Here is a 15,765-nt window from a genome sequence, read left to right as displayed (position 1 = left end):
GCTCCAGTAAGAAAAGTGTTTAATTGTATCATTCGCCCCTTTTATTCGTATATCTTACGGAAAGAGGATTCGAGAGTTAGATAGTGTAGTTATGAGATTAAAAATATAAGATTCTTCTGTCTTTTAAAAAAATCTTGTGGGTTTGTTTTCTGCTACGCGCTTGAAAACAATGATCTGGGTGGGGGTTCCTTAGTATAATCCGACAATGAAATTCGATATTGTAGTGATTGGGGGTGGGCTGGTAGGTGCCAGCTTGCTGGCTGCTTTGAAGGATAGCGGGCTGAGGTTGGCGTTGATTGAATCACGGCCGCCAGCACCTTTGCCAGCTGATGACAGCTGGGATGGGCGTGTGTATGCGATCAGCCCCGGCAGTGTAGCATTCTTGCATGCTTGTGGGGTCTGGCAGCAGATGGATGCGGCGCGGGTGACGCCTGTCCATGAAATGCGGGTGCATGGTGACGACAGTGCAGCCAGGATTGATTTCAGTGCGTATGAAAGTGGTGTGCCGGAGCTTGCCTACATCATCGAGAATCGCCAGCTGCAGCATGCTGTCTGGGAGACGTTGTCGGAGGCAGAAAATGTGCAGCTGTTTTGTCCGGCGCAATATGACTCACTTACTTGGCATGAATCCTACGTTGAGCTGGCCTTGTCTGATGGCACGGTTTTGCAGACGGCGCTGCTGGTCGGGGCGGATGGTGTCAATTCCCGCGTGCGTGAACAAGCGGGAATTACGATGGATCGTCATAGCTATTATCAAACCGGGGTGGTCGCCAATTTTGAGGTGGAGCGGCCTCATCATCACATTGCCTATCAGTGGTTCCGCCGTGATGGCGTTCTTGCACTGCTGCCGTTGCCGGGAAAACGGGTTTCGATGGTGTGGTCAGCGAATACAGTGCTGGCTGATGAGTTGCTTACTTTATCTCCCGAGGTGTTATGCGAACAGGTTGGACGGGCGGCAGAGCATGAGTTGGGAATGATGCAACTGGTTACGTCGCAACGTGGATTTCCGCTGAACTTTGTACAAGCCAAATCACTCGTCAAACCGAGGCTGGCTTTGATTGGTGATGCTGCGCATGGGATTCATCCACTGGCGGGCCAGGGAGTTAATCTGGGATTGCGCGATGCCCGTGAGTTGGCCGATGTTCTTTTGCAGTTTGACGAACTGGGAGATTGTGGTGAGTTTTCTTTGCTGCGCTGTTACGAACGTAATCGCAAGGAAGATATTCTTGCTATGCAATGGGTGACAGATGGGCTGCAGAAACTGTTTGGCAGCGAGGATGCGGCCATTATGCGCATCAGGAATCTGGGGCTCGGGATGACCAATCGCTTTCCACTTCTGAAAAACAGATTGATGCGTCATGCGCTGAGCTGAATTCGGCTTTTTACGGTTACTGGATTTTTATACTGGAGAAATGGTATGCGTTTGTTTTTATATTCATTCGGCCTGCTGGGATTGTTATTTACTGGAATTGCTCAGGCGAATGAGGCTGATCTGAAAGAGGCGATTCAGGCTCATTTCCCGGGGAGCAAGATAGAAAGCCTGACGCAGACGCCTTATCTGGGGTTGTATGAGGCCGTGATCGACGGGGAAATTTTTTATACGGACGAGAAGGCTGAATATTTTTTCATGGGGCATATCGTGGATGCTAAGAAGCGGGCAAGCTTGACCAGTGAGCGCATGCAGCAGATCCGGGATTCACGGCGGATTGCAATTGACACTTTACCGCTGGAACATGCGCTGAAAATGGTCAAAGGGAACGGAAAACGTACGCTGATTGTATACTCCGATCCAAATTGCCCTTATTGTAAAAGGCTGGAAAAGGAGCTGGTTAATGTGACGGATATCACTATTTATACCTTGCTTTATCCTGTTCTTAACGGCTCCATGACAACAGCCGAAGCCATTTGGTGCTCTGAAGACCGGGTCAAAGCATGGGATGATTTTATGCTGAAATCAGTCGTTCCTACTGGTAAGAATTGTGATGCACCGCTGCAGATACTGCTGGAATCAGGCCGTCAGAACAGAGTAACTGGTACACCAACCCTGATTTTTGCAGATGGCTCAGTGGTGCCGGGTTTTATCCCGCAATCAGAAATCGAAAAGCGGCTGGATCAGGCCGCGAGTAAGTGATACAACCTTATCTGCCTGAGTGGCTACCTTTTGAGTCCTTTATTCCCTGTACTGCTTGGGAAGCAGGACCCACATCTGGGCTTGCTGCTTCATTTTACCCGCTTGGGCCTGAGCTTCCGGGCTGTGTCCCCAGAAGAAATCAGCACGCACCCCGCCCTTGATAGCACTGCCTGTATCTTGGGCAACCATCAGGCGATTAAGTGGCTGTGCTGTATTGGGCCAAGTGGTGGAAAGATAAACCGGAGCACCCAGTGGGACACTCTCCGGATCAATAGCCAGACTTCTGCCCGCCGTTAAAGGGACTCCCAGCGCACCGATCGGTCCGGCAAGATCGGCTGGCAGTTCGCGAAAGAAAATATAACGCGCATTCTGCTGCAACAAGGATTTCAATTTGGCAGGGTTTTGTCGGCCCCATTGTTTGATGGACTGCATGGATACCTGCCAGGCGGGCAGTTCACCCCGATCAATCAATATTTTTCCGATAGAACGGTAGGGATAACCGTTGTGATCCGCGTAGCCGATTTTTACGGTTTCACCATTTTCCAGCACGACGCGGCCGGATCCTTGTATCTGGAGAAAGAACAGCTCGACCTCATCCTCTACCCACAACAGTTCTTTTCCTTTCAGCAGACTGCGGTTGTTCTCGATTTCCGCGCGGGTGTAGTAAGGAATAATTTTGCGTCCCTGTAGACGGCCACGTAGCGCTACCTGATTTGCATCGGGCAGCGCGTCTTTGAGCTCGACTGCCAGCAGGTTGTCGGGAGTGGAATAAATCGGGTAGCGGAAGCGACTGGAATATTTGCGACTGCCTTTAAGCAGAGGTTCATAGTAACCGGTTGCCAGGCCAGTGGTGGTGCCATCCGGATTGATCACCTGATAAGGTGCAAAGTGATTTTCAAGAAAATTTCGGACAGCTTGTTCACTGCTGTGCCGAATGGTTGTAGCTTGTGTGCATACATCCTGCCAGGAGGGGCGTCGTTCGAGAGATCTGCAGCTTTGTATAAAGGTATTCCACGCCGGAAGAAGGCTTTCATGTTGCCAGCCTGGTAGCATTGACCAACTAGCAGCTTTAAGCAGCTTTTTATCTTCCTTGTCCCTGGTATCTTGAGTAGGGCTTGCTGATTGTGGCGCTGCGGGAATGGCAGCCACTTTTGCAGGTGTTTGGGATGTGGAAGATTGGGTGGAAATAGTTTCAGTTTTGCAGCTGGTTAATCCGAGTGGGATTAAGATCAGCAGGGTGATGAATTGGGTTTTTAGCAGATTTCGGTTAAAGTATCTGTTTTGTAAAAACATTTTTTTAGGGAAGAATATGTGGATTTTAGCACTTGAAGCAATCTTGGCGTTGAGTCTGTTCATTTTTCTCGTCTGGTGGACGCTCCCCCGTAAAAAAAATAGACCATTGGAACAACTGGATAACAAGGATGAAAAAAAATAGATCATGCCTTGTTTGCTATTTGAGAGTGGCTGCCTGTTTTTGTTCTGCTGCATTGCTAATGGATTAGTCATACAGGGTTTTCTGCATCAATAAAATGGTGTGCAATACTGAATTTTTGTGCGATATGATCACCAAGCGCCTGAATTCCATAGCGTTCGGTGGCATGATGCCCGGCTGAGATGAAAGCCGTGCCGGATTCTCTGGCTGTATGCACGTTCTGTTCAGAAATTTCACCGGTGATAAATGCATCTACGCCCAGCCGGATAGCTTCCTCAAAATATCCTTGAGCTGCTCCGGTACACCAGGCGATACGCCGGATAGATTTAAGCGGATTGCCGATTATTAGTGGTTTCCGGCCAAGCACTGAACTCAGTAAACCATCCAGCTCGTCAAGGCTGGCTGGTTTTTGAAAATAACCGTAAGCAGCGATATTCTGTTCGCCGAAACGGCCTTCTTCCTTTATTCCCAGCTTTTTTCCGAGCAAGGTATTGTTGCCCAGATCAGCATGGGCATCCAGAGGCAGATGGTAAGCGTAAAGATTGATGTCATGCTTGATGAGCGTGGCGATACGGTGACGCTTGACGCCGCGCAGGCAGGTATCTTCTCCGCGCCAAAAATAGCCATGGTGCACGATGATGGCATCCGCATGCAAATCCAGCGCTGCCTGTATCAAAACTTGGGAAGCAGTTACACCGCTGACGAGCGTTTGAATCGAAGCTCGCCCTTCCACCTGTAACCCGTTGGGACAATAATCACGGAATTGCTGAACGTCCAGCAGATCATTCAGGTAATTTTCCAGTATATTTTGGTGCATAATACTTTTTTTGTTCATTTGGGATGTAGGATTTTCCATGCAAAAACTCTGGCTGCTTTTCACACAAACCATCACTGTTCTCCTCGCCATCTTTTTTGTTGTTTCAACCTTGCGCCCGGAATTATTGCCGTGGACGCCGCGCGGCAAGCTGGCGACCATCCGTGAAGCAGTCAAGGCTGATGGCGGAAAAGCACTTGATACTGGTAGTTTTCATACAGCAGCGGAAGTGGCGATGCCTTCCGTGGTGAATGTATTTACCAGCAAGGAGGTAAGAGTGCCCTCCCATCCGTTTATGGATGATCCTGTCTTTCAGCAATTTTTTGGCAATCGTTTTAGTCCGAGAACTGAGCGCACTTCCAGCTTGGGATCCGGAGTAATCGTCAGCCCGGAAGGATATATTCTCACGAACCATCACGTGGTGGAAGCGGCTAACGAGATTCAGGTGGCGTTAATGGATGGAAGAAAAGCCGAAGCAAACTTGATTGGCTCGGATCCTGAGAGTGACCTGGCGGTTCTGAAAATTGATCTGGACAAGCTCCCCAGCATTGCCTTCGGCGATTCTGAAAAAGCTAGAGTGGGGGATATCGTGCTGGCAATCGGTAATCCGTTTGGTGTAGGGCAAACAATGACGATGGGAATTATCGGTGCACTGGGGCGTTCCCAGGTAGGGCTCAGCACATTCGAAAATTTTATTCAGACCGATGCGGCAATCAATCCCGGTAACTCCGGTGGTGCGTTGACCGATATTTCCGGTAATTTGATCGGGATCAATACCGCGATCTATTCACGTTCCGGCGGCTCGCTTGGCATCGGATTCGCTATCCCGGTGGATGCGGCTAAACAAATCATGCAGCAGATTATCGAAACAGGTAGCGTTACGCGCGGCTGGCTTGGCGTGAGTATGCAAGATATAACGCCGGAGTTGGCGGAGTCCCTAAAGCTGAAGAAAACTGATGGAGCTCTGATTGCGGGCGTACTTAAGAATGGGCCAGCGGATGATGCCGGAATCAAACCGGGGGATATTTTAGCGGCAGTGAATGGCAAGCCTGTTTTCAATGCTTCCGAAATGCTGAATATTGTGGCATCTCTTCCCCCAGGTAAAGCAGCAACGCTAACTATTCTCCGTAATGGAGAAGAGCTGGATATTCAGGTGCAAATTGGTAAACGTCCAGGCTGACTACATACCGAGTGAATATCGAATTTGCCACACGATTACCCGCCGCACTGTTTCGGTGGATTGATCTCAATTTGCTGACTCTGGGCAGGGAAATGCGCCTTTCATACCTGCCGCCCCTGATGGTTTATCTGGCGGCCGGTATTTCAAGCCTCACAGGAATTGTTGGTACTTTCTACGTGAAGGAAAGACTGGGGTTGTCGGCAGAATTTTTGGCTGCACTCGGCTTCTGGATGACATTGCCATGGGCATTGAAAATGCCGATGGGTCATCTGGTGGATCTGCTGTGGCGCTGGAAGAGCTTGCTGGTCTATCTGGGGGCAGGATTGATCGCGACTAGTCTTTTCATCATGATCGGATTGCTTGGCCATACCGAGGCGATGCGTGAGGTTGCGCCGCTGGCGCAGTGGTATGTGCTGGCTGCGTTGCTTGCACCGGTGGGTTATGTGTTGCAGGATGTAGTGGCCGATGCCATGACTGTAGAGGCTGTGCCACGCGTCAACCCGGATGGACAACTGATTGATCTGGAAGCGCGCAAGCAGATGCACATTACGATGCAGACATTGGGGCGTGTTGCCATTATTGGTGGTGGTATTCTAGTGGCAGTGACAAACGTTGTGCTGATGAAAGATGTTGCAACTCTTTCCGAAGCTGGCAAGGGTGAGGCCTATCTGCTGATATACCAGCTTGCGTTGGTAATTCCTTTTGTTTCAGTGTGCGGAATCTGGCTGGCCGGATGGTTAAAATGGCGTGAAATAAAACATTTTTCCGTTCAGGGGCTAAATATCAAAGAAATCGAAGTATTAACCGGTGCTCATGTCGAAACACCCCCAATCAATTGGTGGATACTGGGCGGCGGATTGGTTTTTACAGTTGTCTCCCTGGGAGTCGGGCTTGTGCAGATTTCCGGTGCCGAAGAAATTGTTTTTAGCTTGTCGATGGCGATTGTGCTGTTTTTGATCTGGAAACTGACTTCCGAGCTGGAAAGTGAGGCGCGCAATGTTCTGGTAGGAACAGCCTTACTGGTGTTTGTATTCCGGGCCGTTCCCACACCTGGTGCGGGCTCGACCTGGTGGATGATTGATGAACTGGGGTTTGATCAGCAGTTTCTGGCTACACTTTCTTTGATTGGCTCTGTGCTGACGCTTGCCGGTATGTTTATTTTTCGTCGGTTTATGGCCGAGCGATCAATGGCTTATGTCATTGGCGCATTAACCGTAGCGGGTACCATTTTGTCACTGCCGATCATTTCGATGTACTTCGGCTTGCATGTATGGACTGCAGCACATACGGGCGGAATCATCGATGCGCGTTTTATTGCGGTAATTGATACAGCTCTGGAATCACCGCTGGGGCAGATCGCCATGATTCCAATGCTGGCGTGGATCGCGAATTCAGCCCCCGAGAAACTCAAAGCAACCTTTTTTGCTGTCATGGCTTCATTTACCAACCTGGCTTTATCTGCTTCGCAACTGACAACCAAGTATATCAACCAGATTTTTACGGTCACGCGCGAGGTCAGAGAAGTGGATACTGGTGAAATATTGGTTCCGGCTGATTATAGTGAATTGGGTGTTCTGCTGATTATAGTGACAATTTTAGGGTTTATATTACCCATGCTGGCTATAGTGGCGATCAGATATTCTCATCTGCGCAGTGCCTGACTGGCCCGACTCGTCTCGTCTAGAATATTCCCTGATGTAATACGGGATAAGATGGGTGATGAGCGAGAATGTGCGGCAGAGATATATTGATCAGGTTAATGTTTGCAGGAGATATTTGATGTACCAGAGGATTCTTGTTCCAATTGATGGCAGCTTTACTTCAAACCTGGCTTTGCAGGAGGCAATTAAATTGGCAAAGCAAATGGGAGCTTGTCTGGAGCTTGTACATGTTTATGAAGATGCAATCTATCTGGTGGATGAGAATTACTTTAATTACGAAGAATTGCAGAAAACAATCCACGATTGTGGAGAAAAAATACTTGCTGAAGCTGAAACAACAGTAAAGACAGCCGGTATCCCGGTTGAAACGCGCTTGATTCCATCAAATAACGAACGAATTGCCAATATTTTGGTGGAAGAAGCAAGGCGCTGGCAGGCAGAGCTGATTGTGATCGGTACGCATGGTCATTCGGGCTTCAGTCGACTATTGCTTGGCAGTGTGGCTGAAGGGATTGCTCGGATAGCACCTATCCCCATATTGTTGGTTCGCGATACCAGGGATTGAGAAAATACAATTAGAGTGCTCTGAAAAATCACTGTGAGCGAACCGATCCCGGTGCTGGGGGCTGTTTTTAAAGTGTCAGTGGATCAACATCCAAATGCCAGCGCAGCTTGCTGCGAGCTGGTAATGCAGAAATACGCTGGTGCCAATCACTCAGAAATATTTGCAGGCACTTGCGTGAAACAGCCTGAATCAGCAGCTGTGCACGCTCCAGCCCCTTGAGCCGAGTCATGGTGGCGGGAACAGGATCGAAAAGCTGGATGTGGGCGTATTCTTTAGCAATAGTGGCGATTGCCGCCGTCTGGTGTAAAAACTCCAAGGCTTCTGCGAGTACCGGGGCTTCTGCACGTAATACTGCCAGATAGACAAAAGGCGGAAAACTGGCTGATTTGCGTTCTTTCAGCTGCGTTTGCGCGTATGCCGCATAATCCTGTCGTATTAATGCCAAGTACAGCGGATGCTGCGGAAATTCAGTTTGGATCAGAACGGTGCCAGGAATATGGGCGCGACCGGCACGTCCTGCTACTTGCATCAATTGTGAAAAAAGATGTTCTTCAGCGCGGAAATCAGTGCTGTAAAGGGATGAATCGGCGTTGAGCACACACACCAGGGCAAGGTTTGGAAAATCATGTCCTTTTGCAAGTAATTGGGTGCCAACCAGAATATCCACCTTTCCCTGGTGAATCGTATCAAGCATGGTTTGCCAGGCGGTTTTGTGGCGGATGCTGTCACGATCAACACGTAGAATGCGCGCGTTCGGGAATTGTTTGATTAACGCTGATTCAATCCGTTGTGTACCGTGGCCAAACGGCATAATATCTGGATCTCCGCATTGCGGGCATGCGGGTGTAATCGGCTGCTGATCACCGCAATAGTGACAGCGCAGTTGTCGATTGCGCAAATGGACAACCAGGCGGCTGGAGCAGCGTTTGCAGGTGGCAATCCAGCGACAGGATTTGCAGAGTAGTGCCGGGGAATAGCCGCGTCGATTGATAAATACTAGACTTTGCTGTTTTTGATCAAGAGATTGGCGTAATGCATCAAGTATGGGCTCCGACAATCTTTCCTGTGCGGGCGTTACACGCATGTCTATACAATGAATAGCTGGCAGTACTGCCTGACTGATTGCTCGCGCGTGCAGCTGCAGTAACCGGTAGCGGCCGATACGCGCCTGGTGATAGCTTTCCAGGGAAGGGGTGGCTGAGCCAAGAACGATGGGTATGTTGGCCTGTCTTGCACGGTACACCGCCAGATCACGTGCAGAGTAGCGCAATCCATCCTGCTGCTTGAAAGAATGATCCTGTTCTTCATCGACAATAATCAGGCCTGGCCTGGGCATGGGAGTGAAAATTGCCAGGCGTGTACCCAGAATAATGTTGGCTTCCCCACATTGTGCTTGCAACCAACCTTGCAGACGCTCGCTGCTATTCAATCCGCTGTGCAAGCTAACCAGTGGTGTATTGGGAAATCGCTTGCGGAAAGTTGCTTCCAGTTGCGGAGTAAGATTAATTTCCGGCACCAGAACCAGAATCTGCTTTTGTTGGGCCAACAGAGAAGCGGCCACCTGCAGATAGACTTCTGTTTTGCCACTGCCAGTGATGCCATGAAGCAACCAGGGGGTAAACGTACCTATTCTGGCGAGAATTTCGGCGATGGCATGCGCCTGTTCTGTGGTTGGAGCTAGGGTGGGTACTGTACTGAATGCAAATTTTCCCGGTAAGGCAGTGCGTTGTTCAACCCACCCCAAATCCTTGAATTCATGCAGCAGCTTGCGGGAATGAGGTGACATTGCTTTGTAAATGTCAGCTGTAATAATTCCGTTTTCCAGTAGCAGGGAAAACAGCTGACGTTTGGTTTTGGATCTGGCGGGAATGTCGGAAAGCGTGATAATTCTGCCTGCATCAGTCAGTATCCATTCCTGGATCTGTTTCGGTATCCTGCTGGTTGTATACCCAGGTTTTCGCAGCAAAGCAGGCAGGCCATTCATGACAACCTGTCCGATCGGGTGGTGATAATAGTGACTGCAAAACTCGAATAGTTCGAGTAACGACTGGGGCAGGGGAGGGATTGCTTGATCGATCAGGCCGGCAGTTTTTAGTTTTCTCTCCGGAACGGACGATAAATTGCTGACGGACAGGATAATGCCAGAGAGTTGCCGGTTGCCGAAAGGAACGCGTACGCACCGGCCAATATCGGCTGAATCGGCATTCGGAGCAAGGTAGTCAAACAACCGGTTAACCGGGACATCAAGCGCAACATGAATGACTGTCATGCCGGAAATATCCGGAATCAACTTTCCGAAAGAATAACGTGATCAGATATTCTTTCGGAGTTTCTTGGAAAATCAATCAGTGAGAGATGCGGTGCAATGTAACAGAGGATAATCCTTCCCCGGAGAGAGCTGCACTTTGTGCATCTGTATTATCTATTTTGAAGGTAATCGGTTTGCCAACATATTCTGACAGACCGGCACAACCAGTTGTATTGTAAGTAAAGCTGGATAGTTTGAGCGTGCCGCTGCCTGCATCAAAGGAATAGGTGGCAAGCTCGACGCCTGGTTTCGCGCATTCAGAAGGAGTTGAATGAGCTGCGCTGCCAGTTGGATCAATCAACATATAGCGGTTATCCGGGAAAAATAGAAAAACAGGTGACTTGACAGTATCCTTGTCTACTGCCCAGGCGCCAACGATGCCCTGCGAGTTATCCATTTTCCGGTAACGGGTCTCCTGAACGGTGGTTTCGGCAACTTCATCATCAGAACTCAGTTCGAGCGGTTTTGTAATGTGGAACAATTCATCAAACAGGCCAGGCTGTTCTCTTGCACGCTGTACGATGACAATGTCAGAGATAATCAGCTCATTCCCATTGGTATAAATACGCCAGCTAGGTCGTGGATGGGATAGTCCTGACTGGATGTTGGTATCTATTTCAGGTGTGCTTGCAAGCTTAAAGCCACGTTCGTCGTATTCTGTTGCCTGGGTGGTGCCATATTCTATTCCAGCGGTGAAAACCAGTTTGCTGCCGCAGGCGCGGTTCATATCACAGGAGTCATCCGGTGTGATCACACCGTTCAGATATTCTCCACTACCATCATTTGAAAAACGGAAAAATCTTACGCTGTTATCATCCTGGTTTACCCAGAGATAATTGCTCAATAGGTTGATTGCTTGTGATAAGAAATGAGCATTGGCTTCATCGGCTGTTTTTATGTTGCCGGATATGCTGGCGGCTTCCCGGGCAGAAACCAGTGCCGGGGATGTGGTAAAAATACTCGGGTCCACGGTCAGATCGAGTGAAGCGTCCAGTGCCTCTACAGCAGCCGGGGGGATGGAGATGCCGTTTGAGAGATTATTGTCAGCATCAAGTGACTGGAATAAGATCAGCAAATTTAGTAGTTTGTTCTGATCACCGGCAGCCAGTTCAATCGGAGTAGTAAGCCCCGTTCCGGTAATTTTGCCAAGATTCAATTTGCCGAGACTGAATTCAATATTGTCACCATGCGTATATTTGTAAAGGCCGGTTGTATCGGTAACACCTGATGCACCTGATGAGGCAGAGTAGGATACGCCTTCCACTGCCGAATCAGCCAGTATTCCCGTGGTAGGCCCCTGGGGAAGGACAGTTGCTTTTTTGGCTGTTGCTGTTTCTTGCTGGCTGTCACAAGCAGCTAGACTTAATACGAATATGCTCGTGATGAGCAACTGAAGAGTTGTTTGCTTGTTATCCGTTTTCATTGTATTTGAGGTTTTGCGAGTTAAGTCATTTGTGGCATGACAATTAAGCTGTTGTTAATAGTGTTCCGCGACAAAGGAGCATAATGCGGTATCGCTTTAACAGTTCAGATGAGTGTAAGTCCAATATTGTTATTCGATTATAGTCTATGAATAAAGCAGCGTGGTTTAAAATCTCTGACCGATAGATTTATGGTGTTATTCAATGCCGTGATGCCTGTAACAGAGTGTTTTACCGAGTTTGAATAATATCTTTTGATTTTGTGGAAAAAGATCATATTCGCTGCTAAGGTACCCTGTTACTATCAATCGGGTTCTTTTTTGATTGGATTGAGGGTTTATTCTCTGATTGCAGGGTGATACTGAAAATATATGTCTGGCTTTGTACATACTTCTGATATTGCTGTTGCGCATCCACAACTTTCTGTTGACTGGTATCTGGATCCACGGATATTCGAGCTGGAAAAACAGCTGTTATTTGATCAGGGACCGGGCTATGTTGGACATGAACTGATGGTGCCGGAAACAGGTGACTATTACGTGCTGGCTGCGCAGAATAATGCCAAGGTTCTGGTTCGTAATGAAAACGGGATCGAACTACTATCGAATATCTGTCGGCATCGCCAGGCAATTATTCTGGAGGGGCGTGGTAGTTCCCGCAATATAGTCTGTCCGATTCATCGTTGGACTTATGCAATGGATGGTAAATTGCTGGGCGCACCACATTTCAGCAAAAATCCATGCCTAAATCTGGGTAAAACAGCCTTACAGCACTGGAACGGGCTGATTTTCGCTGGCAAGCGTGATGTGAATCAGGATCTTGCCGGAATGAAGGTTCGTGATAAATTGGATTTTTCAAAGTATGCACTGGATCGTGTGCAAATTGAACACTACCAGTGCAACTGGAAAACTTTTATTGAGGTTTATCTGGAAGATTATCACGTCGATCCTTTTCATCCGGGTCTGGGTCATTTCGTGGACACCAGTCAGCTTGAATGGGAATTTAGTGACTGGTACAGCGTCCAGACTGTCGGCGTAAACCGTGATTTTAATCGAGCGGGCTCAGAGATATATCAGGAATGGCATACGCAGGTGTTGCAGCATAATAATCAACAAGTGCCGCGACATGGTGCGATTTGGCTGCTTTATTATCCTAATGTCATGGTTGAATGGTACCCCGATACCCTTGTTGTCAGTACCATTTTGCCAACCGGAATAGAGCAATGCATGAATGTGGTTGAATTTTATTACCCTGAAGAAATCATCCTGTTTGAGCGAGAATTTGTGGAGAGGGAGCAGGCTGCCTATCAGGAGACCGCCAGGGAAGATGATGAAATATGTAAACGGATTACGGCTGGCCGGCGTGCATTGTATCAGCAGGGAATAAATGAAACAGGTCCATACCAGATGCCAATGGAAGCAGGGATGGAACATTTTCATCATTTCCTCCGGCGAGAACTAGAACAGCATCTACCCTAAATCTGGATCTTACAGCCAGAATGTCCTCATTATGGATGCTAGTGGCGGGATTCATGTTCGCCTGCATGGGGGAGCTGGTAAAACTTGCTGCTGCATTTTTTTCCAATGCTGAACTGGTATTTTACCGTTCACTGGTGGGGGTGATTTCAACGTTTGCTGTTATGCGTTTTTATGGCAAACCCATCGCAACAAAACATTGGAAAACCCATTTTTGGAGGGGTTTGGCCGGGTTGGGTGGGGTGCTGCTGTTTTTCTATTGTATTTTGAAGTTGCCGCTGGCAACAGCTATTTCTCTGAATAATACTTGGCCCTTATTTCTTGCTTTTTTAACAGTAATATTCTTGAAAAAGGAATTTAGCTGGGTATTGATCGTGGCAGTAGCGGTGGGTTTTATTGGCGTGGTCATGCTGCTTCGCCCTACTCTAGCTGAAGATCAATGGTATATGGCGCTGATTGGTGTCGGTTCTGGGCTGTTTGGCGGTATCGCACATTTAAATGTCAGGCAGTTAAATGAACAGGGTGAATCAGATTGGCGTATCGTTTTCTATTTTACGCTAGTGTGTACGATTACTACTGGTATATGGCTGGCATTTACTGCGTTTAGCCCGGTGAATCTGCAGAGCCTAATATTGGCGCTGGGTATTGGTGTAACGGCAACATTGGCACAATTGGCAATTTCTCGTGCGCACCGGAGGAGCAATATTATTATTGTCGGGGCACTTTCCTATAGTACGGTATTGTTTGCAGGCCTGATGGATCTGTTCTTGTGGGGTGACCGGTTACCCGTTTCAGCCTGGATAGGAATGGGATTGATAGTTGTGGGTGGGTTACTGAGCATTCGAGGAATATCAACGCGACGGACAAACATTGTTACCCTTGATGACTGATATCCCGTAGCCGACAACTTGGTTGAAAAGCCTGATTGCATCAGAACTACCATTTATCTATGATTTAGCATTCATTACTCGGAGCTTATGACCAATGATCAATATTGAAGAGACCGGCAATCTTATCGTTGTCGCAATTATCGGGGAATTTACTCTGGATGACTTCAAGCAATTTGAAGATGAGGTGCTCTACAAATTTCATTTCAATGGGGAAGCCAATTTACTGCTGGATTGGCGTGATATGGTGTCTTACACAGTAGGTGTTGCCTGGGAAGAGATCCGGTTTATGCGTGAACACGGCAGCAAAATTAATCGTGTCGCGGTAGTGACGGATAGCCAGTGGCAAGTATGGAGTGCATGGGTTTCCAATTTGTTTACTGATGCGGATGTGGTTGTTTTTTCTGATTACAATGAAGCGTATGCCTGGGCCAAGGCCTGATCAGATACGGGTGGCCACATTTAAAATTGGATAGTGAAGGTATGGCTGATTTGGTGCAGGGATGGTGATTGACTATCTGGCGCTGAAATATGTGCATGTGACGAGTGTTGTGGCCAGTTACACATTATTTCTGCTGCGTGGAATATGGATGTTGCGTATTTCACCGCTGTTGCAGCAACGTTGGGTGAAAATTGCACCGCATGTTAACGACACAATTTTATTGCTGAGTGCTGTAACGATGGCAGTGGTTGCGCACAGGAATCCACTTGTTGAACATTGGCTGGCGGCCAAGATTATTGGTTTGCTAGTCTATATTGTGTTGGGTTATACAGCTTTCAGACTGGCTAAGACCCGCCGGGGAAAGGTAACTGCCTGGATCCTGGCACAAATTGTGTTTGTCTATATCGTGTTAGTTGCTCTGACAAAAAATCCTCTCCTCCTGTTTTAATACCAGGTTGATGATCCTATCGTGAATCTTTGCGGAATTTTATTGAAGGATTGTCGTGAATGAATCTGTCTCAGGGCGGATGCAGTACGACAATCAGATATAATGGATAGAATATTCTGTAACCCGGAGATTAAAAGAGCAGATTTCATAAGTTAATAATTTTACGGATAGACAATATGGATTATTCTTACGAATCAGAACATACAAAATTCATGCGGGAGTTGCTTGCAAAACGGCCTGACCTTATCGAGAAACAGAAAGAAGCTCGTGCAATCTGGTGGGACAAAGAAGTTGATCGAGAAGCGCTAAAACGTTTTAAGGAAGCCAGAACGCCACAAAAGAGTTATGTCTATTTTTCCTGGCCGAAACCAGCCAGGGGGCAGGAGCAAAAAACGGAGGAGTAATTCTATTTACGGCGCCTTCATCTCTGATGTGTTCGAGCGGTAATTAGAAGGTAATAGTATAATGCCCGGGCATATAACCTTCCATCCAATGTTATTTGTCGTTTTTCGAACTCATTGGGTGGAGTATAAAACGGCATGTCAGCAGATCGTTTTTCTCACGCGCCCATAGCTCAGTGGATAGAGTACCGCCCTCCGAAGGCGGGGGTCGCACGTTCGAATCGTGCTGGGCGCGCCATGTCTTTCAATAGTAAATCTGATTGGCAATGAACGTCAGCGACGTCATCCGACTAAGCCGGAATCCAGCTAGAGCATTTTTGATTTAAATATATGCATGTAATAGACTATTCTCTATCACAACTGATGGGGAAGGTTATGCATGCCTATTCACAAGATCTTCGGGATCGTATTCTGGGTGCGTTGGATCGTGGCGAAGGTCCAACGGCAATTGCCCGGCGCTTTGAGGTGAGTCGCATGTGGGTGTATCAGGTACGCAAGCGATGGAAAGAAGAAGGCCAGCGCCATAGTTTGCCGATGGGAGGTTATCGGCGATCCCGCATTGCGCACAAGGAAGCGCAGATTCGGCAATGGATAGAAGCC

16 protein-coding genes and 1 tRNA gene are annotated in these 15,765 nt (G+C 48.0%); 13 read left to right on the top strand and 4 right to left on the bottom strand.

The genetic code is table 11. The features are described 5' to 3' along the window. Positions 1-205 precede the first annotated feature (205 nt). Together ABF86_RS00640 and ABF86_RS00635 are read left to right on the top strand one after the other, a co-directional pair. Entirely contained in the window at positions 206-1,372 is a 1,167-nt protein-coding gene (locus tag ABF86_RS00640; RefSeq protein WP_011634736.1) for a UbiH/UbiF family hydroxylase, read from the top strand. 45 nt (positions 1,373-1,417) lie between these two features. Next, positions 1,418-2,131 carry a DsbC family protein gene (locus ABF86_RS00635; protein WP_074685395.1) on the top strand — a complete coding sequence of 238 codons (714 nt, stop codon included), beginning with the start codon at positions 1,418-1,420 and terminating at the stop codon, positions 2,129-2,131. A gap of 39 nt (positions 2,132-2,170) precedes the next feature. Here the strand turns inward: ABF86_RS00635 and ABF86_RS00630 are convergent, their stop codons facing one another. Further along, positions 2,171-3,280 (bottom strand): MltA domain-containing protein, encoded by a 1,110-nt coding sequence (locus ABF86_RS00630; protein WP_256201581.1) that lies wholly within the window; start codon positions 3,278-3,280, stop codon positions 2,171-2,173. Between ABF86_RS00630 and ABF86_RS12655 the strand changes: the two genes are divergently transcribed. Then, positions 3,270-3,566: a hypothetical protein gene (locus tag ABF86_RS12655; RefSeq protein ID WP_240142176.1), complete on the top strand. Its 297-nt coding sequence runs from the start codon at positions 3,270-3,272 to the stop codon at positions 3,564-3,566. The two genes, ABF86_RS00630 and ABF86_RS12655, sit on opposite strands and share 11 nt — an antisense overlap. A 67-nt stretch (positions 3,567-3,633) precedes the next feature. On the opposite strand, the gene ABF86_RS00625 is transcribed toward ABF86_RS12655, so the two are convergent. Next, positions 3,634-4,380, bottom strand: a complete 747-nt coding sequence (locus ABF86_RS00625) for a Nif3-like dinuclear metal center hexameric protein (RefSeq protein WP_074685409.1) — start codon at positions 4,378-4,380, stop codon at positions 3,634-3,636. A gap of 37 nt (positions 4,381-4,417) precedes the next feature. Here ABF86_RS00625 and ABF86_RS00620 point away from each other — a divergent pair, with 37 nt between their 5' ends. The 3 genes from ABF86_RS00620 to ABF86_RS00610 all read left to right on the top strand — a co-directional run bounded on the left by ABF86_RS00620 (position 4,418) and on the right by ABF86_RS00610 (position 7,783). Continuing rightward, positions 4,418-5,557 (top strand): Do family serine endopeptidase, encoded by a 1,140-nt coding sequence (locus ABF86_RS00620; RefSeq protein ID WP_011634732.1) that lies wholly within the window; start codon positions 4,418-4,420, stop codon positions 5,555-5,557. A gap of 11 nt (positions 5,558-5,568) precedes the next feature. Continuing rightward, complete coding sequence (locus ABF86_RS00615; protein ID WP_074685391.1) at positions 5,569-7,218, top strand: hypothetical protein; 1,650 nt, start codon at positions 5,569-5,571, stop codon at positions 7,216-7,218. Between the two features lie 118 nt (positions 7,219-7,336). Further along, positions 7,337-7,783 carry a universal stress protein gene (locus ABF86_RS00610; protein ID WP_074456150.1) on the top strand — a complete coding sequence of 149 codons (447 nt, stop codon included), beginning with the start codon at positions 7,337-7,339 and terminating at the stop codon, positions 7,781-7,783. A 67-nt stretch (positions 7,784-7,850) separates the two neighbouring features. Here the strand turns inward: ABF86_RS00610 and ABF86_RS00605 are convergent, their stop codons facing one another. Both ABF86_RS00605 and ABF86_RS00600 read right to left on the bottom strand, forming a co-directional pair. Then, complete coding sequence (locus tag ABF86_RS00605; protein ID WP_083341457.1) at positions 7,851-10,052, bottom strand: primosomal protein N'; 2,202 nt, start codon at positions 10,050-10,052, stop codon at positions 7,851-7,853. A 76-nt stretch (positions 10,053-10,128) separates the two neighbouring features. After that, positions 10,129-11,514, bottom strand: coding sequence for an adhesin (locus tag ABF86_RS00600; RefSeq protein WP_074685387.1), 1,386 nt, complete (start codon positions 11,512-11,514; stop codon positions 10,129-10,131). A 369-nt stretch (positions 11,515-11,883) separates the two neighbouring features. Between ABF86_RS00600 and ABF86_RS00595 the strand changes: the two genes are divergently transcribed. From ABF86_RS00595 to ABF86_RS00565, 7 genes are all read left to right on the top strand, one after another. After that, positions 11,884-12,990, top strand: coding sequence for an aromatic ring-hydroxylating dioxygenase subunit alpha (locus tag ABF86_RS00595; protein ID WP_074456148.1), 1,107 nt, complete (start codon positions 11,884-11,886; stop codon positions 12,988-12,990). 20 nt (positions 12,991-13,010) lie between these two features. Then, positions 13,011-13,877 (top strand): DMT family transporter, encoded by an 867-nt coding sequence (locus tag ABF86_RS00590; RefSeq protein ID WP_074685385.1) that lies wholly within the window; start codon positions 13,011-13,013, stop codon positions 13,875-13,877. Positions 13,878-13,971: 94 nt separating this feature from the next. Continuing rightward, positions 13,972-14,316 (top strand): STAS/SEC14 domain-containing protein, encoded by a 345-nt coding sequence (locus ABF86_RS00585; RefSeq protein ID WP_011634725.1) that lies wholly within the window; start codon positions 13,972-13,974, stop codon positions 14,314-14,316. Positions 14,317-14,377: 61 nt separating this feature from the next. Next, on the top strand, positions 14,378-14,764 hold the full coding sequence (locus ABF86_RS00580) for a SirB2 family protein (protein ID WP_011634724.1): 387 nt from the start codon (positions 14,378-14,380) through the stop codon (positions 14,762-14,764). Between the two features lie 176 nt (positions 14,765-14,940). After that, complete coding sequence (locus ABF86_RS00575) at positions 14,941-15,168, top strand: DUF3460 family protein (RefSeq protein WP_011634723.1); 228 nt, start codon at positions 14,941-14,943, stop codon at positions 15,166-15,168. Between the two features lie 159 nt (positions 15,169-15,327). Further along, positions 15,328-15,403, top strand: a tRNA-Arg gene (locus tag ABF86_RS00570). 137 nt (positions 15,404-15,540) lie between these two features. Next, positions 15,541-15,765 (top strand): helix-turn-helix domain-containing protein (locus ABF86_RS00565; RefSeq protein ID WP_193565644.1); only part of this gene is annotated, 225 nt, incomplete at its 3' end.

The organism is Nitrosomonas sp. GH22 (genome assembly GCF_009833115.1).
Classification (GTDB): domain Bacteria; phylum Pseudomonadota; class Gammaproteobacteria; order Burkholderiales; family Nitrosomonadaceae; genus Nitrosomonas; species Nitrosomonas eutropha.
The sequence above is the reverse complement of the archived record's forward strand: the minus strand, read 5'-3'. Positions and strand labels throughout refer to the sequence as shown.